At 51.8% G+C, this 21,755-nt stretch carries 16 protein-coding genes and 1 pseudogene; 16 read left to right on the top strand and 1 reads right to left on the bottom strand.

The features are described from left to right. Positions 1–381 precede the first annotated feature (381 nt). From AC4PS7_RS08310 to AC4PS7_RS08240, 15 genes and pseudogenes are all read left to right on the top strand, one after another. A complete protein-coding gene (locus AC4PS7_RS08310) occupies positions 382–1,404 on the top strand; it encodes an AraC family transcriptional regulator (protein WP_159389999.1) in 1,023 nt (340 codons plus the stop codon). An 88-nt stretch (positions 1,405–1,492) separates the two neighbouring features. After that, on the top strand, positions 1,493–2,935 hold the full coding sequence (locus tag AC4PS7_RS08305) for an aldehyde dehydrogenase family protein (protein ID WP_492179272.1): 1,443 nt from the start codon (positions 1,493–1,495) through the stop codon (positions 2,933–2,935). Positions 2,936–3,447: 512 nt separating this feature from the next. Then, positions 3,448–4,890, top strand: a complete 1,443-nt coding sequence (locus tag AC4PS7_RS08300; protein WP_492179271.1) for a DUF1329 domain-containing protein — start codon at positions 3,448–3,450, stop codon at positions 4,888–4,890. A 20-nt stretch (positions 4,891–4,910) separates the two neighbouring features. Continuing rightward, on the top strand, positions 4,911–6,764 hold the full coding sequence (locus tag AC4PS7_RS08295) for a DUF1302 domain-containing protein (RefSeq protein ID WP_159389997.1): 1,854 nt from the start codon (positions 4,911–4,913) through the stop codon (positions 6,762–6,764). A gap of 53 nt (positions 6,765–6,817) precedes the next feature. Further along, positions 6,818–9,178, top strand: coding sequence for an efflux RND transporter permease subunit (locus AC4PS7_RS08290; RefSeq protein ID WP_159389996.1), 2,361 nt, complete (start codon positions 6,818–6,820; stop codon positions 9,176–9,178). A 14-nt stretch (positions 9,179–9,192) separates the two neighbouring features. Next, positions 9,193–10,119 (top strand): WD40/YVTN/BNR-like repeat-containing protein, encoded by a 927-nt coding sequence (locus AC4PS7_RS08285; RefSeq protein ID WP_159389995.1) that lies wholly within the window; start codon positions 9,193–9,195, stop codon positions 10,117–10,119. A gap of 785 nt (positions 10,120–10,904) precedes the next feature. Then, positions 10,905–12,152, top strand: a complete 1,248-nt coding sequence (locus AC4PS7_RS08280) for an amine dehydrogenase large subunit (protein ID WP_159389994.1) — start codon at positions 10,905–10,907, stop codon at positions 12,150–12,152. Beyond that, positions 12,146–12,706 (top strand): MauE/DoxX family redox-associated membrane protein, encoded by a 561-nt coding sequence (locus AC4PS7_RS08275; RefSeq protein WP_159389993.1) that lies wholly within the window; start codon positions 12,146–12,148, stop codon positions 12,704–12,706. The genes AC4PS7_RS08280 and AC4PS7_RS08275 overlap by 7 nt, the downstream gene beginning before the upstream one ends. A 5-nt stretch (positions 12,707–12,711) precedes the next feature. Then, complete coding sequence (mauD, locus tag AC4PS7_RS08270) at positions 12,712–13,341, top strand: methylamine dehydrogenase accessory protein MauD (protein ID WP_460146758.1); 630 nt, start codon at positions 12,712–12,714, stop codon at positions 13,339–13,341. Between the two features lie 8 nt (positions 13,342–13,349). Beyond that, on the top strand, positions 13,350–13,868 hold the full coding sequence (locus AC4PS7_RS08265; RefSeq protein WP_460148308.1) for a methylamine dehydrogenase light chain: 519 nt from the start codon (positions 13,350–13,352) through the stop codon (positions 13,866–13,868). A gap of 4 nt (positions 13,869–13,872) precedes the next feature. Next, positions 13,873–14,304, top strand: a complete 432-nt coding sequence (locus tag AC4PS7_RS08260) for a c-type cytochrome (RefSeq protein ID WP_159389990.1) — start codon at positions 13,873–13,875, stop codon at positions 14,302–14,304. A 22-nt stretch (positions 14,305–14,326) separates the two neighbouring features. Beyond that, a complete protein-coding gene (locus AC4PS7_RS08255) occupies positions 14,327–14,965 on the top strand; it encodes a c-type cytochrome (RefSeq protein WP_159389989.1) in 639 nt (212 codons plus the stop codon). Between the two features lie 328 nt (positions 14,966–15,293). Further along, positions 15,294–16,979, top strand: coding sequence for a fatty acid--CoA ligase (locus AC4PS7_RS08250; protein WP_159389988.1), 1,686 nt, complete (start codon positions 15,294–15,296; stop codon positions 16,977–16,979). A 267-nt stretch (positions 16,980–17,246) separates the two neighbouring features. Continuing rightward, on the top strand, positions 17,247–18,578 hold the full coding sequence (locus tag AC4PS7_RS08245; RefSeq protein ID WP_159389987.1) for a spinster family MFS transporter: 1,332 nt from the start codon (positions 17,247–17,249) through the stop codon (positions 18,576–18,578). A 503-nt stretch (positions 18,579–19,081) separates the two neighbouring features. Further along, positions 19,082–19,195, top strand: a pseudogene (locus AC4PS7_RS08240) (MFS transporter); the annotation flags it as partial. Between the two features lie 245 nt (positions 19,196–19,440). Here AC4PS7_RS08240 and AC4PS7_RS08235 read toward each other — a convergent pair. Then, positions 19,441–20,355, bottom strand: coding sequence for a LysR family transcriptional regulator (locus tag AC4PS7_RS08235; RefSeq protein WP_159389985.1), 915 nt, complete (start codon positions 20,353–20,355; stop codon positions 19,441–19,443). An 81-nt stretch (positions 20,356–20,436) separates the two neighbouring features. Here AC4PS7_RS08235 and AC4PS7_RS08230 point away from each other — a divergent pair, with 81 nt between their 5' ends. Further along, positions 20,437–21,717 (top strand): 3-hydroxyacyl-CoA dehydrogenase, encoded by a 1,281-nt coding sequence (locus tag AC4PS7_RS08230; RefSeq protein WP_159389984.1) that lies wholly within the window; start codon positions 20,437–20,439, stop codon positions 21,715–21,717. The last annotated feature ends 38 nt before the right edge of the window (positions 21,718–21,755 follow it).

Here is a 21,755-nt window from a genome sequence, read left to right as displayed (position 1 = left end):
GTGTTGAAGGATATCGATGCGAGCATTGGAGAATAGCCCTATTGACCGATCGGTACAGCAGGATTATAAATTGCCTCCCAAATGGACAGATCCGTTAAGGCGTGCAGCTCTAGGAGTATTTCTGAAAAATTTGGGATGAGTGATATCCGTTGCGACCATATTGGCATGCAGTATGCCTAAGGATCCCGCGTTTTGACTTTGATGTCAGGTATGTCGCGTCTTGCTCGCAGTACGAAATATTCAACGTAGCATTGTGCGACGGTACAGTGAGCGCGCCCCGCTATCAAACAGGGTCGGCTGAAGTTTGAGGCTTTAACGAAATCTAGTTTTCTTAAGTATGTCAGGGTAAATCGATTTTTTGAACACTTAAGTGAGGTATGTATGATTTTAGACAATTTCCATACCATATATGCGGAAAGGTTCTTCGCGCAACATGCTGAGTTGTTTTCCCCCTATTTGGCAGAGGTTGGGCTCAGTGAAATTATTTTGCGTTCTCCCAGTTATGAAATCCCCTTATCTGAATACGTTGCTTTATGGGAGGTGCTGGGCAGGGAAGTATCACAAACCATCGGGCTAAAGGTCGGAATACGAACAAGCTGTCATGGCTGGGGTATCTGGGGGCATGCAGTCCGGAGCGCGCCGACTGTGGATTTGGTACTTCATTGCTTGGGGCATTACATTGATGTCCTTATTCAAGGCGTTAGAATTGAAGTTGATAAAACGGATCGGTTGATTAGTGTTAGTTACCAGATTATTGATCCACTCATCATTCAGCGCAAGCAGGATGCTGAATTCTCAATTGCCTCTGGACTTAGCTTGATGCGGGAGGTTACAGGTTGTGATGAACTTTCACCAGTATTCGTAGAGTTCGAGCATGGCGCCTCAGGTGACTTGGATGTATATAAAGAAATATTTAATTGTCCTGTTTTTTTCAATCGACCTACAAATCGCTTATGCTATTCTGCCGCCCTTTTAGATATGCCTGTGCGCACTGCCGATATTCGTTTGTTTCAGGCGTTGGAGGGGGTGCTGGAACAGAGGCATGCAGTTAGAGTGGGCCCTAATGATTTGCTGAATGGACTTTTGCGCCACGTCGCTGATAACTTGAGCAGTGGATGCCCAAACATAGATCAAATAGCCGCCTCAATGAAATTGGGGGTTCGGACGCTACAACGTCGTTTGGCCGATCAGGATTTGGATTTCAGTCATCTTGTTGAATCGGTTCGTCGGTCTTTGGCAGAAAATTATGTATCGTGTTCCAACCACAGCATAACCGACATTGCGCTATTGCTTGGGTATACCGAGGCAAGCTCCTTCAGCCGTGCGTTCCGGCGCTGGATGCAGTTGACTCCGCAGCAGTACAGGCAGCAGGCAAGGGCAAAGTCGAATCCAGTTGGCACCTGATGCCTGTGTTTTAGTCGCGCTCGGACAAGCCCATCTGTCGTACTTGCAGTAGCTTCGCAGTTTTGTAGGCACATGCCGGAGAGCGAAGATGTTAATGCAGATTGAAAATTCTGATAAGTTTTTTATCGGCGGCACTTGGATGGGTCCCCAAGGCGATTACTCATGTCATGAGGTCATAAATCCAGCGAATGGTAGCGTATCAGGGTCGGTTTTGTTTGGCTCATCGGCTGACGTTGAGTTGGCTATACAAGCCGCTTTCGATGCCTTTCCTCGATACTCCATCACCCCTGTCGACTTTCGTGTTGCGCTATTGGAACGAATATGTGCAATTTACGAAAGACGTCTAGATGATTTAGCTAAAGCAATTACGCTTGAAATGGGCGCGCCTTTACATCACTTATCTCGACCTTTACAAGCTTCGATTGGACTTTGGCATTTTCAAGCTGCACTGGAAACGCTTAAAAGTTTCAGGTTTGAAACCCAGCAAGGAACAACACTCATTACTAAAGAGCCTATTGGAGTATGCTCTTTGATTACGCCTTGGAACTGGCCCATGAATCAGGTTGTATGCAAAGTCGCCCCAGCGTTGGCCGTGGGGTGCACCATGATACTTAAGCCAAGTCAGAATGCACCTTACTCAGCATTGATCTTAGCTGAGATATTAGAGGAGGCAGGTGTTCCTGCTGGCGTGTTCAATATGGTGAATGGAGAGGGCCGTAAACTGGGGCAGCAATTGGCCTCCCATCCGCTTGTGGACATGGTGTCATTGACGGGTTCCACACAGGCGGGGAGTAGCTTGACTGTTGCGGGTGCTGAAACAATAAAGAGAATGTCATTAGAGTTGGGTGGGAAATCTGCGAATATTATCCTGTCTGATGCAGATTTAGAACAGGCGGTCCGGCATGGCGTTCTACATATGATGTCAAACTCAGGTCAGTCCTGCACCGCGCCCTCTAGAATGCTTGTTCCGCGAAAAAAATTTGAAGAAGTTGAACGGATTATCATAAAGGTGTGTTCTGATATAAAAGTCGGTGATCCTATGGACCCTGAGACCATGATGGGTCCAATGGCGAATGAGCGACAATACAATCTTGTCAGGGACTTAATACAGGTCGGTATCAACGAAGGGGCGAAGATATTAGTAGGAGGTACTGGGAATCCAATGAAAAATAACGAAGGATTCTACATTGCTCCAACTGTATTCACTCGTGTTGATAATAAAATGTTGATTGCGCAAGAAGAAATTTTCGGCCCTGTGCTAGTCGTCATCGGATACGACAGCGAAGAAGAGGCTGTCGCTATAGCTAATGATTCGATATACGGTCTTTCCGGGTACGTTTATTCATCTAATCTGTTGCGCGCCAAAGAAGTTGCGAAGCTTATGCGCACGGGTATGGTTCATCTTTGCGGCGCCCCAACCGACATCAATGCGCCTTTCGGCGGCTATAAGAAATCTGGAAATGGGCGGGAGTGGGGAATTGCTGGTTTTGATGAATTTTTGGAGACCAAGTCAATAATGGGTATGTTGTAAGAATAGGGGGGGATTGCTCAGTTTGTTGAGGAGTCCTCCCTTCTCTTTCGGAGGTGAGATCGGACGTTTCGATTGCCATACGCGAGGGCGCTCACTTGCTTCCAATCCCCTGCTTGCGATTGTTTACTCACGACCTGGCAGGCTGCGAGTTCATCTTTCGAAATTTGCACTTGTTTTTATAAGTTTCACAGAAAGTCGGGTAGGCGCTCCGGAAGCGTTCGCATTTTACCCGCGATTACTGCTTTCTGCGTCATTGCCGCAGAACCATCATTGCGCAAGGAGTCGATTGTCATTCGATGTCAAGCATTCTGTCGTCGGATGGCAAGCGACTGCCTCGAATAATGAATACTTTGCTTGCTAGGTGAGCAGTAACCTTAACCGCAGTTTTTAGCTCGGATGGTTTTAAGGGCGTACTAGCTAACCAATAACAAAAATCAAAAGTGCGTGTACCGATTATATTGATCCTCCGTTTTCTGTCTTTTTCCCGGCAGAGCTAAGGTCTCTTTATTTTCGTGTCGCAAGCGCTTGAGTGGTTTTCTGTATTTCTGAGCCTTGCTTCTGTCCAATTAAAAGAAAAGAACCAGGAGAGCTTCATGAAAATGCTAACATTCTCATTGTTAGGTGGCGCGCTGTGCGCTGCGCTTGGCGTAGGCTGCGTGCAGGCCTCTTCCACAATTGACGCAAGCAAGCTTGGAAGCGACCTTACCCCTATTGGTGCGCAGAGGGAAGGCAATGCTGATGGGACGATTCCCGCGTGGGACGGGGGACTTACCAAGGCGCCCGCTGGCTGGTCACCAGGTCATGGCGATCCATATGCTGGCGATAAACCACTCTATTCAATTGATGCGGCTAATGTGGCCCAGTATCAATCGAAACTGCCAGCGGGTCAGGTGCAACTGATCAAAATGTACCCGGGTTATCGTGTGGATGTGTATCCGACACGACGCACTTGTGCTATCCCAACTGAATTGGCTCAGCGTACCAAGGAGTTTGCCGGGCAAGGCAAGATCGGTGCTGACGGTTGGCGGTTGGAGCAGGCAGTTGGCGCTGCTGTGCCGTTTCCCGTACCGCAGAATGGTATTGAGGTAATGTGGAATTACAAGCTTCGCTATATGGCAAAAGGGCGTCGCGCTCAAATATCTTTTTTGGCGCGGGACAATTCAGGTACATTAACTGAAGCCAAACAATGGGCCTATGAGTATTACCCCTACAATGACCCTTTGGTCAAAGGTCCAGTTGATACCGGTGGCATCGAAGCTAAGCTGCTTTACGACATTCTGACGCCGTCATCCCGAGCGGGCGAGATGTATCTCGTCCACAGCTATTTTGATAAGCCACAGGACGCTTGGATTTATTTTCCCGGTCAGCGTCGCGTGCGGCGTGCTCCATCCTTTGCTTATGACAACCCTATCGCAGGTAGTGACGGTCTGTACTTTGTCGATCAGATTAACATGTTCACCGGAGCGCTAGACCGTTACGACTTCAAGTTGCTCGGAAAAAAAGAAATCATCGTACCTTATAACTCCTACAAGTTGGTGGATAAGTCCAACAAGTATCAGGATCTGATTGGGCAGAACTACCTTAAGCGCGATGCGCAGCGCTACGAGACGCATCGTGTATGGGTCGTCGAAGCAACGGTTAAAGCGGACAAGCGACACTCTTTCGCCAAGCGGGTATTTTTTATCGACGAGGACAGCTGGACACTGCTGCACGTTGATATGTATGACACAAAAGGCAACCTCTGGCGTGTGCAGGAAGGCAGTATTTGGGCAGACCCAGGAATTCAGGCCTGCACTAGTTTCGAATATTTAAGTTACGACCTTGTTGCTCGGCGCTATATAGCGGACGGTTTCACTCAGGAAGGCGAGGTAATGGATTTGACTGCCGGAATGGAAGGGCGCGTAAGCGACAAAATGTTCAACTCGAATGAACTGCGTCGTCGCGGTGAGCGTTAATTTCCTCGGAGTTCACCCAAATGTTCAAAATTAAAAAAAGCGGTGCTATCGCGCCGCAGCGTTTCCCGCATGCCTGCAGTTCGCTGACTATTGGGATGATGGCGGTCTCGACGCTAATGTGGGCGCAACCGAGCCACGCGTTCCGTTTCGGTTCTGAAGATGGTATATCAGGTAGCTTCGACTCTTCCTTGAGCTACGGATTTGCTACTCGCATGGATTCCCCGGACTGTAAACTCCTGGGTGGAGATAGTGGTGGTTGTAATAACGGTACCAGCACTGGACTTGGTAATTACTATAACTTGACTAAAGGCAACGGTTACGCCAATGCCGACATCAACTACACCAATTCGGATGACGGCAATCTCAACTACAATAAGCATGATGTTTTTTCTGAAGTGCTTAAGGGGACTCATGAGTTGAGTCTACAATTCGGCGATGGCTGGAGTGCTCTGGGCCGAGTTGCGTGGGCCAAAGACCTCAAGATGGACAACACTCGACGCACCCCTCTGGACGACGAAGCCGACCGCGATGCCACTGAGCGTCTCGATCTCCTCGATCTATGGGTTGCCAAAAGTTTTGACCTGGGTGATATGCCGACAAAAGTTAAAGTTGGTAACCAGGTGATCAGTTGGGGAGAGGAAATCTTTATAACCGGTGGCATCAATCAAATTAATGCCCTCAGTTTACCCAAATACCACACGCCCGGAACCCAATTGAAAGAGGTATTCATTCCGGCACCGATGGCGTCGTTTAATGTGGGCCTTACAGAAACCCTGAATCTTGAGGGCTACTACCAGTTCAAGTGGAACGCTTATGACCTTGATCCGGTAGGAACCTATTATTCGAGTGCTGACGTAGTAGGCGAAGGTCGTCAGCCTATTTACTATTCAACTAGTTATCTTGATAACTTCGCAGGCGCGGGGACGTGTAATGCGATTACGCCAACCGGTCGATGTGGCGAACCCCTGATCAGCGGTCTGAATAATGCTCAGTTGGTCGCGAGCGGCCTTGCTGTTCCTTACGGCGGTGAACGTAAGCCGGATAATGGGGGGCAATATGGTGTGGCGCTGCGCTGGACAGCGGAGGATATCGGCGCTGAGTTTGGTGTTTTTTACGAGCGGTATCATGACAAACTCCCGTTCATTGGCTACACCGCTCTATCTGATCCGGATGCGTTACATACAGACAACTTCTTCGTAAATTATGGAGAAGATAAAGACTTGTTTGGACTGTCAATGTCCACCATGTTGGGTCCGGTAGCCGTAGCTGGAGAAGTGTCATTTCGACCTAACGATAGCGTCGCAATTGATCCGACGGTACCATTTGGCCGGGCGTTCACCGGATCCTTTAACAAGTACAGCGTATATGACACGGGCGTACACAATGGTTACGTCGAAGAAAAGAAATGGCAGATGGATGTTAACGCCATCTACACCTTCGCTGCCAATGATCCTCTCGGCTTCATTCCCCGTAGCCTAGGTGCATCTGACGGTTTTATCTTGGTCGAGGCAGCGGTTACCCACTACCCGGATCTCGATACCTCTGGCAAAACTCCATACTTTCTGCCGGACTACTCACTGCCAGATAAAACGTCTTGGGGCTATATCACGGAGATCGGTATCAATTATCCGAATCTCTTTGGGACCGGCATAACTGTGACGCCGCAGCTTGATTTCAGTCATGACGTTAATGGGACGACGCCGAACTCATTGCCCTTTGTAGAAGGTCGTAAGTCGCTGACCAGTTCTTTGCTGTTCAACTACCGAGATCGTTGGAAAGGTGGCCTGCAGTGGGTGCAGTTCTGGGGCGGTGGCGGTAACAATCTGATGGCTGATCGCGATTTTCTCAGCGGTAACATCTCCTATTCGTTCTGAACCTATGCCTCCTCCGTTGGAGGAGGCTGTTCACTCCTTCAGGTATTTTCACCATGTTGGCTTCTATGGTGCTCGGTCTCGAGCGTTTCTTCTTTCGCCATCGATTGGCGACGCTAGCAGTACTGGCGGTTATTACGCTGGTGATGGGGCTGTTCGCGTCGCGTTTGGAAATGTCGGCAGGTTTCGACAAGCAGCTTCCTCAGCAGCATGCGTTCATCAAGACGTTCAACCAATATCGGGACGTACTCTTCGGCGCCAACCGCATAATCGTGGTGCTGCATGCCAAGCACGGCGATATCTGGAACCAGCAAGCGCTGACCCGATTGTATGACCTGACTCAGGCAGTGTTCTTCATGCCCGGTGTTGATAGGCGGAGTGTTACCTCACTTTGGACACCTAATACGCGTGCGGTGCAGATTACCGAGGAAGGTATGAAAGCCGAAGACGTTGTGGGCGGTGAAGTCACCGTTGGTACTCTCGACGATAAGGCTATTGCTGGTATTCGCGAACGTACTCTTATCGGTGGATTTGTTGGCAGCCTGGTAGCGAACGACCATTCCGGAGCGATGATCGTGGCCGAGCTTGCAGATCCAGACCCACAGACAGGTAAGCGTTTGAACTACTTGGAATTCAGTCAGCGTCTTGAAAATGATCTGCGCAGTAAATATGCCGACGCCGACTACGATGTTCAAATCATTGGTTTCGCCAAGCAAATGGGCGATATCGGGGCAGGCGCCAAAAGCGTCATAGTTTTTTTTGCATTGGCTTTCGTACTCACCGCGCTGGCTGTGTATTGGTATACGCGTTCCTGGGCACTGACGTTCTTGCCGCTATTTTGCTCTTTGGTTTCGGTGGTCTGGCAATTTGGCACGATTACCTTACTTGGCTTCGGCCTTGATCCGCTTGCGATTCTAGTGCCGTTCCTGGTTTTCGCTATTGGCGTATCTCACGGAGTGCAGCAGATTAACTTTATCTCAAGGGAGGTATGTAACGGTGCTGATGGTATGACTGCTGCGCGCCGGAGTTTTGGGGGGCTTCTAATTCCCGGGACCTTGGCATTGATTACCGCTTTTGTTGGTTTCGCCACCTTGGTATTGGTCCCGATTCCAATGATCCGAGAATTGGCCATCACTGCATCGGTAGGAGTGGCCTATAAGATCATTACCAATTTGATCATGCTGCCAGTGCTGGCTAGTTATTTTCGCTTCGACACTGCCTTCGTAGCTAAGGTAGAGCGTCTTCGCCAATGGCGTGACAATGCCATGGTTGGGCTTGGGCTAATCGCCGAACCACGTAATGCTGCGATTGGGGGTGTCATTTGTCTTGCATTAATGGTGCTCGCGGTGTGGCAGAGTCAAGGACGTCATGTGGGTCATGTTCTGCCAGGGGCGCCCGAGCTCCATTCGGATTCACACTATAACCTTGATGTAGAGAGCGTCGTGCGTCACTTCTCACTGGGTCTGGACTTGTTCACCGTCGCAGTGGAAGCCCCTGAAGGTGGATGCTACCGGCACGATGTAATGAGTTATGTTGATCGTTTGACTTGGCATTTGGGAAATGTGCCAGGTGTACTGTCAGCTCAATCCTTACCGGCGTTGACTAAACTGTCAGCTTCTGGTGTGAACGAAGGCAATCCGAAGTGGACGGCTCTTCCGCTGGACGAGCTGTCGCTGGCTGAAGCCGTGCGTCAGGTACCTGAGTCTCTGCGTTTGTACAACGCTGACTGTACCTTGTTGCCGATCAATCTTTACCTAACTGATCACAAGGCCACTACCTTGAAGCGCGTTGTACAGGCCGTCGAGCGCTATCGACTGGAGCATGCCCTCAAGGGCGTGACGGTACGTTTGGCCAGCGGTAATGCTGGTGTGCAGGCAGCCACCAATGAGGTGGTGGAAACCTCTGAGTTGCCAATGATGCTCTATGTCTATTTGACAATTATGGTGCTGGTGTTACTGGTCTATCGGGACTGGCGAGCAATGATCGCCTGTTGCCTTCCTCTCACTCTTGCAACCTTTCTTGGCTACTGGTTCATGAAGGAACTGGATATAGGGCTCACTGTTGCGACTTTGCCGGTGATGGTACTCGCCGTTGGTATCGGTGTGGACTATGCGTTCTATATCTATAACCGCCTCCAGATGCATCTTGTCGAGGGCCTGAACATCGTTGAAGCCTTTCAATTGGCTCTGCGTGAGGTTGGAGTGGCCACTGTGTTTACTGCAATCACCTTATCCGTGGGCGTTGCCACGTGGTCGTTCTCTGCACTGAAGTTTCAAGCCGATATGGGGCTGCTGCTTACCTTTATGTTCATGGTCAACATGATCATGGCCATTACCCTTTTGCCAGCAATCGCCGTAATGCTGGATGTTCTCATTCCCCGCCGGGGACCCGTTCGTGCTCCCTTGGTTGCACATTGATAGGAGTACATCTGATGTCCGCGACTCGTTCTCTGCGTCCGATGTTGTTGTCGCTGATTCTGCTGGGAGCCGGCGCTGAAGGCGGGGGAGTAGCCCTGCCGCTAGCCCATGCACAAAACGCTCCGCTGCTCGCTGTCACCCATACCGGCCAACGCTTGGTTGCTATTGGCGATCACGGGGTGGTGATACTGTCCGACGACGGTCAAACCTGGCGACAGTCCAGGCGCGTCCCGGTGGATGGACTGCTCACCGCTCTGAGCTTCGCTGATGCTCAGCAGGGCTGGGCAGTTGGCCACGGTGGCGTGTTACTGAAAACCGAGGATGGCGGCGAAACTTGGACCCTGCAGCAACGCATGGAAGGGCAGCCAGTGCTGCTTTCTGTATGGTTCGAAAATAGCCGTCACGGCATCGTTGTTGGCGCTTACGGTTATGCCGCACAGACCGAGGACGGAGGCCAAAGTTGGACACGCCTGATTGTCGGCGAGGAAGGGGATGACTATCATCTCAATCATATTTTTTCGGGACCCGATAAGAGCCTTTTCATTGCTGCAGAGATGGGGCATGCCTTCCGCTCTTTGGATCACGGCACTACGTGGGAAAAGCTCGATACCGGTGTAAGAGGGTCGTTGTGGGGAGGGATCGGCCTAAGATCTGGCAGAGTGCTTCTTGTTGGAATGAGTGGCCGAGTGTTGATCAGCGACAACATAGGTGACACCTGGCGCGAATTGAACAGCGGCAGTCATGAGGCGATCACGGCTGTCGCCCAGCGTGCTGATGGTCGTGTGGCACTGGTTGGTAACGGTGGTCTGGTCGCCGAATCAGATGCCAATCTGGAGCGTTTCACCACCTCGCTCAGGGAAGATCGTATCAACCTGGCTGCCTTGGCACCCATGGATGACGGACGTCTGCTGTTGTTCGGTTCTGTAGGTGTGGTGCAGTAATAACTTTGGTGAAAGTCGTTTGATGCTTGCACCTGATACGTCTGGGTGCGGTGCCTATAAGCGACTTTCGCTTTTTTCATTTTTCCGCGGGCAACCGAGTCGCCTCGGAGCCGTGTTCGTTCTTGGCGCATATTTTCGAATGTGAGTTGCGCAGGATCCTGATACATCGCATCGGGTTTCATTACAAAGTATTATGTGCATACACAACTGCTCCGGTGAATTGTCGCTACGATCCAAACTATTATTACTTAATGTCTTTTTGCTAACTCTTTTACCATTGTCCTTGTGCCTTTAGGGGGGGCGCTCTGGGTTACGCGCGCACGATCAAATGACCCGTCGCGTAGAGCCGTTCGTACTGGTACCCAGCGCGCGGTGGTAGCTATCGAGCGTAGCTTGATACATTTGCATGGCAGTGTCGCGCATGCCATTCAGCCGAGTAGGCCCAGCAAGGAATTATCGGTGCTTCGGGAGAAATTTCCGATCTGGCTTCACAGGTTGCCCTTTCGGTTGAACTGCAGGGTGCCGTCACTGATGAATTGAGCTCCAACATTGTCTCTGTAGATCAAATGGCAGAAGAGATTAGTTGACTGGATATTTCAGCACCGCAGGAGCAGGCGAAAGTGGCTGAACAGATGAAGGAGCTTGGGCAACACGATTCAAGCTTTGATATTTATTTGTGACACCTGATGCCAAGTGTTTTGTCACGTTGGGTCAAGCCGGTCGGCGTTAATAAAATTAAGCTGCAGGTACATGAATAATAATCGCAAGTCACTGGATCACACTCTATGCTCAATCGTTCACTCCGATATTTGATGTGCGGGCTGTCATTGGTCAACGTGGCTCTGCCAGCACTAGCGTTACCCGCGCCAATGGCATCAGCGACGGAGTTCGTGCCAGAGCAGGTTCGAGTCGAAGTGCTCGGCGATCATCACGGCCAGAATTGGTTCTGGGCATGGGGTAGTAACGCTCCAAGCATGGGGAGTGGCCGCGTCTTGCTATTTGATGATGCGGGTCGCAATCTTGGGCAGTTGAGCACCGGAATGTGGTTCAACAGCCTGGTGCCATCTCGCAAGCGCGACGAGCTTTACGCTGTTGAGACCTACTTCAGCCGAGGGGTTCGCGGTGAGCGCACGGATGTTGTCACGGTATATGACTCCAAGACTTTGAGCCCAAAAGGCGAGATCAAAATTCCGGCCAAGCGCATGAGTGCCCTGATTTCAACAGGGCTGAGTGTGTTGTCGGACGACGATCGTTTTCTTATGGTGTTCAACTTCACTCCAGCACAATCGGTCAGCGTCATTGATCTTGAAAACAATCGGTTTGTGCAAGAGGTAGCGACGCCTGGCTGCGCCGCTATGTATTCCGCAGGGCCTAGGGACTTCTACTCCATTTGCGGAAACGGTGCCTTCTTGCATCTCGAACTTGACGATCGAGGTCGGGTGATGCGACAGGAGCGCAGTGCCCCAATATTCGATCCACTGCAGGATCTTTTGCTGACCACAGGTTCTCGCAAGGGCAACACCTGGTACTTCGTCTCACAAAAAAGTTTTGTGTACGGGCTCCAGATGAGCGCCAGTGGAATAGAGCAGTCGCAGCGCTGGTCATTAGTCAACGAGCAGGAGCGCGCGGACGGGTGGGGTGTGGCCGGTAACCATGGCACTGCGATGCACGAGAAGAGCGGTCGGCTGTACGTACTTATGCACCAGGACAAGCCGGAAAATTACCAGAAGCCTGGTACGGAAGTCTGGGTCTATGACACTAAAACCCAGCAGCGGGTCTCTCGCATAAAGCTCAACGAATTAAGCGTCGCCATTGCCGTTAGTAAGGGCGAACAACCGCGCCTCTATAGTCTCGACTACATGATACCAATGCCAGCGGAGTTCATAAGCTCAATCTATGCGTCCAAAGGGGAAGCCGGGCTGCTACCGCTCATGCGACAGAGTATCAATCTGTACGATGCCGACAGTGGCAAGCACTTGCGTAGTGTCGATGATATACCCGCAGGCGCCATGAACGAGGTGATGTCGTGGTGATTCCAACTGTTCTTCAGGACCCACTTGTACATCTCGCCAGTGCACTTGGTTTGGGCTTGTTGCTCGGAGCGGCAGCGCTGCACAAGTTGCAGGATGGGCAAAATTTTTCTCGTGTGCTGGATGACTATGGCATCGCTTTGGGCAAGGCGCTGCCTCTTTGGTTGCGTCCGCTGCTGAGACGTTTGCTTCCATGGCTGGAAATCACGGCCGTCATGGGGCTCTTGCTGAGCTTCTGGATACCTTGGGCTGCGATGGGTGCAGCGATCCTTATCGGGTTCTACGCCCTCGTACTGGCGATAAGTGTCGCGCGAGGGGCAGTGATTGAAGACTGTGGCTGCAATTTTGGCGGTGATCACCAGACACTGAGTAGAACGCTGGTCTGGCGCAATCTGTTCTTGCTTTTGCCCGTGTTGAACTTGATGGCGCCGATGCGGGATCGACCACTGGTGTGGTTAGACGCTGTCACGCTGGGCTTCTTGCTGCCAAGCGCTGCAGCGCTCTACATCCTGACAAATCTGTTGATCTCCAACCGTGTTTCCCTACGAGCGCTGTGAAAATCATGACGAATGCACTGATTATTTCGAGTATTTTTTCCTGGCTCATGATCTTCGGTCTGGCCTTGTCCGTATGGGCTTTGGCACGCCAGATTGGACTTCTTCACGAGCGGATCAAACCTGTGGGTGCTTTATCGCTTGGCAAGACGATCAAGACCGGTGAAATAGCGCCGATCTTTACCTTGCCTAGCTTGAACGGCGGTTCAGTCAGCATTGGGGGGGGCAATGCCCAGGGACAGTTGACCCTGCTGTTTTTCCTGTCGGATACCTGCCCTGTGTGCAAAACCTTGTTGCCTGTAATCAAATCGATTCAGGAACATGAGCGTTTACGTCTTCGAGTCGTGCTCGCCAGTGACGGTGATGTCACCGCTCATCAGGCGTTCATTCAGACCCACCGTTTAAAGGATTTCCCTTACCTGCTTTCAAGGGAAGTAGGGGTGGCCTACCAAATCAGCAAGTTGCCGTACGGTGTGCTGATCGATGCTGCGGGTGTTGTGGTCACCCACGGGCTGATCAACACCCGCGAGCATCTTGAAAGTCTCTTCGAGGCTAAGGCAATGGGCTATCCAACGATGCAGGAATTTCAAGCTGCCCAGGCTGGGACTAAGCATTCCCTTTACAAGCAGGTACATTAACAATGGCGATCAAATGGTTTGACGAGGCAACCGAAATTCTAGCTCGTGCTACTGCTCGCAACACCTCGCGACGCGGTTTCCTGGGTGGGTTGGGCACCGTATTGATCGGCGCGGGCGCAGCAACGCTGCTGCCGGTCTATCGCGGCAGTGCCTTTGCTCAGCCGGCTTCCGCCTTGATGGAGGAGGGCGACCCTAACAGTTGTGACTACTGGCGGTATTGTGCCATCGATGGGTTTCTCTGCGGTTGCTGCGGCGGATCGGCGACCAGTTGCCCGCCAGGAACAATACGGTCGGATATTACGTGGATCGGTACATGCCACAACCCGGCTGACGGGAAGGACTATGTGATTTCCTACAACGACTGCTGTGGCAAAGAAAACTGTGGTCGTTGTGTTTGCCAGCGCGACCAGGGCGATTCCCCTATGTACCGTCCGCAGAGTTCCAATGACATCAATTGGTGTGCCGGAAGTCATGCGGATATGCCTTATCACTGCTCGCTGTCAGTGGTAATCGGCGTGAAGGGGTAAGGTGATGTCGGTTCGCACGCTTTGCGCCGCTGCTTTTACGTGCTTCGTGATGATCGGTTCTAGTTCTCTGTGGGCCACCGAACAGAGGCAGTTCGATTACATGCTCAATTGCCAGGGTTGTCATTTACCGGATGGTAGCGGCAACCCACAGCGGCAAGTACCGGCATTTTCCGGCCAGTTAGGTAAATTCCTTGGTGTGCCGGGCGGCCGCGCCTATTTGGTTCAAGTGCCTGGCTCAGCACTCTCGGGGCTTTCGGACGAAGCGCTGGCCGGCGTACTCAACTGGATGCTGGAGACCTTTAGTACGGCTGAACTTCCCTTCGGATTTAAACCTTACACCGGGGCGGAGCTGCATGAGTGGCGTCAGGTTGCTATGCCTGATATCGAGGGGGTTCGTAATGAATTAGTCCGACGTATCGCCCGTCAAGATGAATAACAACGTAAGGGATCTTGAACCCATGAAAATGAACATCAGTGTTGGCCTATTCGCGCTTTTCGCCACGTTTAACGTCTGGGCTGTCGAGGCACCTAGCGCTGCGGCACTCAGGACCTGTGTCGCATGCCATGGCGAGCAGGGGCAGGGCAACGCCGCGCTAGGTGTTCCAAACTTGGCTGGTCAGCATCGCGATTACCTTGCGCAGCAAATGCGCGATTTCAAAGTCGGGTCTCGGGGTTATGACCCCAAAGACACCTACGGAGCGCAAATGCGCGCCATAGTGACCAATCTCGACGAAGCTGAAATCGAACGTTTGGCGCTTCATTATTCGCGGCTGGAGCCGGCACGATCGCAGGTGGTTGCCGGGGATCAAGCAACTCGGGGCCGAGATCTTTATCAGGGAACGTGTTCCAGCTGCCATGGGCCGCAAGGCGAGGGCTTTGCTTATCTCAAAGCTCCCAATCTCCGTATTCTCGACGCCAGTTATCTCGATCGCCAGCTCACACATTATGTTGAGGCTTTGCGCGGCAGCGGCGATCAAGCCGATCAGTTGGGGCTTTGGATGCGAGGCATTTCTTTGCAAATTAGCGGAAATACTGATCGCAAGGCCATTATCGATTACATCGTAAGCCTATCTGCGAGTGGTAGTGGCAGCAAATAATTACGCCAAAGTTGTTTGTTGTTACCTTGCAATGCTTTACAAAGTTTTGAAACGAGTTTGAGTGCAAGTCAAAAAATGCAATTAAAGTTGGAAGTACAGATTTGACTGAATTGTTCATAGTAAACTAATGAGCTTTTGACCAAGCTGTGCTCGCCTGTTAGTTCGCGATCCAATCGCTAAGTGTTTCAGTGGCGGCCGGAAATGAGCGGTTTTTCCTGCTTGATGCTCACAGTTATTACCATGCAGGCATTTGGTCGTCTCTTGTGCAAGGCATTACAGCAGCAAAGAATTTTTTGAAGTCAATACAAGCGATCCGGGATATATGATCATGGTCCAAACAAAAATAATTACTCCCGCACCAGGGGCGTATAGCTATCCGCTGTTGATCAAAAGTCTGCTGCTCTCAGGGCAGCGCTATGAAGCCGAAAATGAAATAGTCTACGCTGACAAGCTACGCTATAGCTATCGCACTCTCAATAAGCGTATTCGGCAAATGGCTAACGTGTTGACTGCTGCGGGCGTAAAGGCAGGGGATACAGTGGCGGTACTGGATTGGGACAGCCATCGGTATTTGGAGTGTTTTTTCGCAGTGCCGATGATCGGCGCCGTTTTGCACACCGTTAATGTTCGCCTGTCTCCTGAGCAAGTGCTTTATACGATCAATCATGCTGAAGATGATTTAGTCCTTGCACATGACGATTTTCTACCGCTTCTCGAGCAAATACATGGTGAACTGGTCACCGTCAAAGGCTATATCCAGTTGAGCGACGACCATGCAAAGCCAACAACTTTGCCCGTAGTTGGCGAGTACGAGCAGTTGCTGTCCCAGTCTCTCGCTACTTACGACTTCCCCGATTTTGACGAGAACTCGGTTGCCACCTTGTTCTACACAACAGGCACAACCGGTAATCCGAAGGGCGTTTACTTTAGCCATCGCCAGCTGGTCCTGCATACCCTGGCTGGGGTCGGTACCTTGGGGGCGTATCAAGGATTGCCGATGCTACGCTCTGACGATGTATACATGCCAGTCACTCCAATGTTCCACGTACATGCTTGGGGAGTGCCTTATATGGCGACACTCATGGGCATTAAACAAGTTTACCCGGGACGTTATGAGCCCAATGCTCTTATCCGCCTCTTTAAGCAGGAAAAGGTAACTTTCAGTCACTGCGTACCAACCATCTTGCAGATGATCCTGGCTTGTCCCGAGGCAACCGGGACTGATTTCAGTGGCTGGAAGGTGCTTTTGGGTGGAAGCGCCCTTGCACTAGGTACTGCCGGTCAGGCGGCGGCGAGTGGGATGAAGGTGTTTAGCGGCTACGGTATGTCTGAAACTTGCCCGACACTATGTAGCACCTATCTGCGGGCTTCTGAGCTAGAGCTGTCAATTGAAGAGCAATTGCCTATCAGGATCAAGTCCGGAGTGCCATCGGCCATGGTCGACATAAAAATCGTCGATGCCTGCGGCAAGGACTTACCACATGACGGAGAGTCAATGGGGGAGGTTTTGGTGCGCGCGCCTTGGCTGACCCAAGGCTACCTCCATGATCCGGAAAAGGGCGCCGAGCTCTGGGAGGGCGGCTGGCTGCACACTGGTGATATCGGCTCTATAGATATGCGTGGTGACTTGGAAATCAAAGACCGAATTAAAGATGTTATCAAGACTGGCGGCGAGTGGATCAGTTCTTTAGAGTTGGAGAGTCTGATTAGTAAGCATCCCGGCGTTGAGTCCGTTGCGGTGGTTGGAATTCCTGACCTTCAGTGGGGGGAACGACCAATGGCGATGGTCATTTGCACACCTCCATCACAGATCAATCAGGCAAGTCTAGTTGTTCACCTAATGCAGTTTGTTGATAGCGGCATCATTAATAAATGGGCGATCCCAAAAAAATTTCTGTTTGTTGATGACATCCCTAAAACAAGCGTTGGCAAAGTAAATAAAAAACTCATTCGAGAAAACGAGCTCGCGCACCAGCAGCTAAACTGCGTCGAGGTCCAGCTCTATATTCAGTGAGTTAGAAAAAAGCTAAATTTTATTGTGGTGATGGTGAATATCTGTGTAGCTGTAATGTTTATGTAAGGGGAGGTATAGCTTCCGTTTTTAGGTCTTTGCTGAGTTATGATGATAAATATCCATCGATGGTGCGTTAAATAGATAGGGTTATTAATTAACTCCACAAGCAAAATGCAAAATTGGTGTGCAGATGCTTAGCCAATGTTGCGCTCTACTAAAGGCATGCGAGTTTTGCAATAAAGCTTGCCGCACACAGGGGAACCGCCAGTGCCCAATAACAATAATATCTATCCCACCAACATCCGTGCCTGGGGTACTGTCGCTGTATTGATGGCGGCCTACGTGTTGTCCTTCATTGATCGGCAAATCCTCAATCTCCTTGTCGGTCCGATTCGCCGCGATCTGATGATTAGCGACACCCAAATGAGCCTGCTGATGGGGTTGTCTTTTGCCTTGTTCTACACCGTATGCGGCATTCCCCTCGGGCGCTTGGCCGATACCAGAAGCCGACGCGGGTTGATCGCTTTCGGGATATTGTTCTGGAGTGCGGCCACGGCAGCCTGCGGCTTGGCAAGGCTTTATTGGCACTTCTTGATCTGCCGCATCGGTGTCGGTGTGGGAGAGGCAGCCTTGTCACCCGCTGCCTATTCACTCATTGCTGACAGCTTTCCTACCGAGCGCCGCGCCACGGCCATTAGTTTATATTCGATGGGGGTTTATCTAGGCTCGGGTTTTGCGTTTCTGTTTGGCGGACTGGTTATCAAGCTGGCGTCTGCCCAGGGCGACATATTACTGCCGCTGCTCGGAGAAGTCCGTCCCTGGCAGTTGATCTTTCTCGCACTTGGCGCCGCAGGGTTACTTTTTAGCCTGCTCCTGTTAGCGATTAAGGAGCCTGCCAGACAGGGCGTCGGAGCCGGGATTACAGTACCGTTGTCTGAGGTTGGTCGATACATCCTTGCTAACAAACGCACAGTACTCTGCCATAACTTCGGCTTTGCTGGCCTGGCTTTTGCCAGCTACGGCAGCGCAGCCTGGATTCCGACTTTCTTTATCCGTACGTATGGTTGGGACGCGGGGCAGGTCGGCGTCGTCTACGGCGGCATAGTGGCGACATTTGGTTGCCTGGGCATCGTCTTTGGCGGGAAGTTGGCTGACTGGATGTTGAGAAGGGGCAGAAGCGACGCCCACATGCGTGTCGGTCTATATGCAGCAATTGGCGCAGTACTTTTCGTGCTGGCCTTTCCTCTGATGGAGAGCGCGCATTGGGCAGCAATTCTGCTGACGCCAGCAGTGTTCTTCCTGAGTATGCCATTTGGTGTCGCACCTGCGGCGATTCAGGAAATCATGCCCAACTCGATGCGTGGTCAGGCCTCAGCTGTTTACCTCTTTGTCATCACGCTGATTGGCCTGGGAATTGGGCCAACGGCGGTAGCTATAATTACCGACTATGTCTTTGGCGATGATATGTCACTTCGCTACTCACTCATGATTGTTACCAGCATTGCGGTGATGAGCTCAGTTGTGCTGTTGAGCATGGGCTTGAAACCATATCGTGACAGTGTGGCGCGTCTTGAGTTGTGGGCGATTAGAGCGACCTGATCATTCGTGTGTGTTGGGATCAAGACGAATCTCGCGTGCTTTGGTCCATGAGAGCTGATTGATTAGTGTTCTTTGTCATTTAACCCATCGAGAGGCAGCAGGCCGCAGTCAGCTTTGGATCTCCATAGTCCGGGTTGCCAGCCACGCTAGCGTTCGGTCGTGTTGAACTATGGGTCAGTTAATCAGTTCGAGCTCGAACGGCTTCAGCGCAAATGCAGCTCATGGAGGTCCGCAGGCAACAGATCGGCGAACTGCAGGGCCAGTTGCGTCGGCAACACCACACAAAGATCTGTTGATGACACAATGTGCACCGCTTGAGGAAGTTATCCAGATCTAGCCCGTTTAAGTCGTGGATGGCCTTGGCGACTCGCTACTTTAAGTTTGATTAGGGGGACGGCTGTTCATTTCACACCGCTATCAAAACCCAATACAACCTTGCTCGAATCTTTGAATGCAGGTCATATCAGTGTCCCAATCTTGTTGGGTTGTGGCCGACGCCAGGCAGAAGTTTTATAAGCCTGGCCACCGCACTGCCGGTGTTGTGCATGGGTTTACTTGCGCCACTGGCACCGCGTCTGGCGCTGCGCTGGGGGTTGGAGCCCGCCATAGCTCTATGTTACCGCTTTATGTCCTGCAGCGAGCCACCGCAGCCTATTCGAGCGTAGATGGCCTTGAACAAATCGACCGGCTGATTGCGCAATTGAATGCCGTGCTGAGCTACAGATCGCATTTGGCTTTAACTTAGCCCCTTATTTGTGCAGTCCTTGTATGGATTGGTAGATGGTCTTTGGCATTGCTTCACCGAGGGCCACGAACAATGCCAGAGTTGCCGGGCGACTCCTGAAGTCGAAAATGACAATGATCAGCTTTTAATCTCCATAATCCGGGTTACAAACCACGCCAGCGCTGGGTCGTGCTGGCGGTGGGTCAGGTGAACAAGTTCGAGCTCGAACGGCCTTAGCGCAAATGGCAGCTCATGTAGGTCCAGAGGCAACAGATCGGCGAACTGCAGGGCCAGTTGCGTCGGCAACACCACACAAAGATCAGTGGATGACACAAGGTGCGCTGCTTGCAGGTAGTTCGGGGTGGTGTAAACGATTCGCCGCGACAGGTTTTGCTCGGCCAGCCACTGGTCGACCATACCGCGAGTCTGACCGCCATGTACCCAAAGGTGACGCAGTTTCAGGAAGGTATTCAGATCCAGCCCGTTATTGAGTTGCGGATGGCCTTGGCGAGTCGCTACTCGCAATGTTTCGCTACGCCAGGGGAGGCGGGTGAAGCGTGCCGGCAAGTCGTCGAAGCGGCCCAACACCAAGTCCAGCTGGCTACGATCGAGTGCGTCAACCGGCAGGTTCGGTGTCAAGTGTTCGACATCGATACGCAGGTTTGGCGCCTGCGTCTGGAGACATGCCAATAATCGTGGCATGCACAGTTGTTCCAGGTAATCGGTAAGAGCTAAACGCAATTGGCGTTGACTCCGGAACGGATCGAAAGGATCACTCGTGTCCATGGCCTGCGCGATTTGTTGTAACGCCGCCCGGATCGGTCCTTCAAGTGCTAGCGCTCGTGGTGTCGGACACATGCGTCGTCCGACACGCACAAGAAGAGGGTCGTCAAACTGATCGCGCAAGCGCGCCAAGGCGTTGCTGACTGTGGGCTGGGTCACCGCCAGCCGCTCGGCTGCGCGCGAGACATTCTGCTCGCGTAGGAGCATGTCGAAGACCCGGAGCAGATTGAGATCAAAGTTCAGTGTATTCATGCGGAGAATATATAGCATGGAAAACAATGATTTTTAAAATACATTGGGCCTCGTTAGGGTGTCGGCTGTTCATCTCACACAGCTACAGGAGCGCTGCACGTGAATTCACCCTTCGATATCCAGCAAATTGCCGTAATCGGCGCAGGCACCATGGGCCGCGGTATTGTCATAAGCCTAGCCAGTGCCGGATTGCCGGTGTTATGGCTGGATAGCAATACTGCGACGCTAGACGCAGGACTGACGATGATCGAGCAAACGTGGTCGCAGCTTGTCGGCAAAGGGCGCATCACTCAGTTCGAGGCAGACGCCAACCTGCAACGGGTGCGGGCAGCGAAAGATTACGCAGCGCTAGCTGAGGTCGACCTGGTGATCGAAGCCGTGTACGAAAGTCTGGAGTTAAAACAGCAGATCTTTCGCGCGCTCGATGTGCATTTAAAGTCTCAAGCTATCTTGGCCAGCAACACTTCGGCCTTGAATATCGACTCTATCGCCGCTGTCACAAACCGTCCACAGCAGGTGCTGGGACTGCATTTCTTCAGTCCCGCGAACATTATGAAACTGCTGGAAATCGTTCGTGGCGAGCACACGCATAACACGGTGCTGCAAGCGGCACTTGAACTGGGTCAGCGTATAGGCAAGGTGGCGGTGGTGTCGGGTAACTGCCCTGGCTTTATTGGTAACCGCATGCTGCGCACCTACATTGCCGAAGCGCGCAAATTACTGCTCGAAGGTGCGTTGCCGCAGCAGGTGGACGAGGTGCTGCAACAATTTGGCTTCGCCATGGGCCCGTTCCGCATGTTTGACGTGGTCGGCATCGATCTGGAGTGGCGCGCTCGCCAACTGGCTGGGCATAGCATGGAAGAACCGCTGATGCAGATCGACAATGCCTTGTGCGATCTCGGTCGCTTCGGTCAGAAGACCGGGCAGGGCTACTACAGTTATGCCCCTGGTAGCCGCCGGGCCGAGCACGATTCACTGGTCGATGCGCTTGTGCTCAGGGTTTCCATGGGATTGGGCTATCGCCGTCGCGATATTACCGCCGAGGAAATACTTGAGCGTTGTCTTCTGGCGCTGGTCAACGAAGGAACGAAGATCCTCGAAGAAGGTATTGCTGCTAGCAGCCATGATATCGATCAGGTCTGGCTGAACGGATATGGTTTTCCAGTAGAAACCGGTGGACCGATGCATTGGGCGGACGAGCAGGGTTTAACAAAGATTCTTGCTCGGCTGGAGCGCTTGCACGGGTTATTCGGCGAGCATTGGCGCCCTGCTGGCCTTATTCACCAATTGATGGCCAGCAAAAAGCGCTTTGCCGAAGTACAGGAGGGCGGGCATTACCTTTCAGGCTCCCCAGCGCGACATGCGAGTTGTATTGCTTGAATGATTCGATGTCTCTGGGCGCTGTGAAAAATTTCTCA

The organism is Pseudomonas sp. DW-iso3 (assembly GCF_058725305.1).
This window is presented reverse-complemented; position numbering and strand designations above follow the sequence as displayed.

Excerpts from the sequence above, each read along its gene's own strand:
- AC4PS7_RS08310 (WP_159389999.1), top strand. The coding sequence starts at position 382 with ATGATTTTAGACAATTTCCATACCATATATGCGGAAAGGTTCTTCGCG.
- AC4PS7_RS08305 (WP_492179272.1), top strand. The coding sequence starts at position 1,493 with ATGTTAATGCAGATTGAAAATTCTGATAAGTTTTTTATCGGCGGCACT.
- AC4PS7_RS08295 (WP_159389997.1), top strand. The coding sequence starts at position 4,911 with ATGTTCAAAATTAAAAAAAGCGGTGCTATCGCGCCGCAGCGTTTCCCG.
- AC4PS7_RS08290 (WP_159389996.1), top strand. The coding sequence starts at position 6,818 with ATGTTGGCTTCTATGGTGCTCGGTCTCGAGCGTTTCTTCTTTCGCCAT.
- AC4PS7_RS08285 (WP_159389995.1), top strand. The coding sequence starts at position 9,193 with ATGTCCGCGACTCGTTCTCTGCGTCCGATGTTGTTGTCGCTGATTCTG.
- AC4PS7_RS08280 (WP_159389994.1), top strand. The coding sequence starts at position 10,905 with ATGCTCAATCGTTCACTCCGATATTTGATGTGCGGGCTGTCATTGGTC.
- mauD (WP_460146758.1), top strand. The coding sequence starts at position 12,712 with ATGACGAATGCACTGATTATTTCGAGTATTTTTTCCTGGCTCATGATC.
- AC4PS7_RS08260 (WP_159389990.1), top strand. The coding sequence starts at position 13,873 with ATGTCGGTTCGCACGCTTTGCGCCGCTGCTTTTACGTGCTTCGTGATG.
- AC4PS7_RS08255 (WP_159389989.1), top strand. The coding sequence starts at position 14,327 with ATGAAAATGAACATCAGTGTTGGCCTATTCGCGCTTTTCGCCACGTTT.
- AC4PS7_RS08250 (WP_159389988.1), top strand. The coding sequence starts at position 15,294 with ATGGTCCAAACAAAAATAATTACTCCCGCACCAGGGGCGTATAGCTAT.
- AC4PS7_RS08235 (WP_159389985.1), bottom strand. The coding sequence starts at position 20,355 with ATGCTATATATTCTCCGCATGAATACACTGAACTTTGATCTCAATCTG.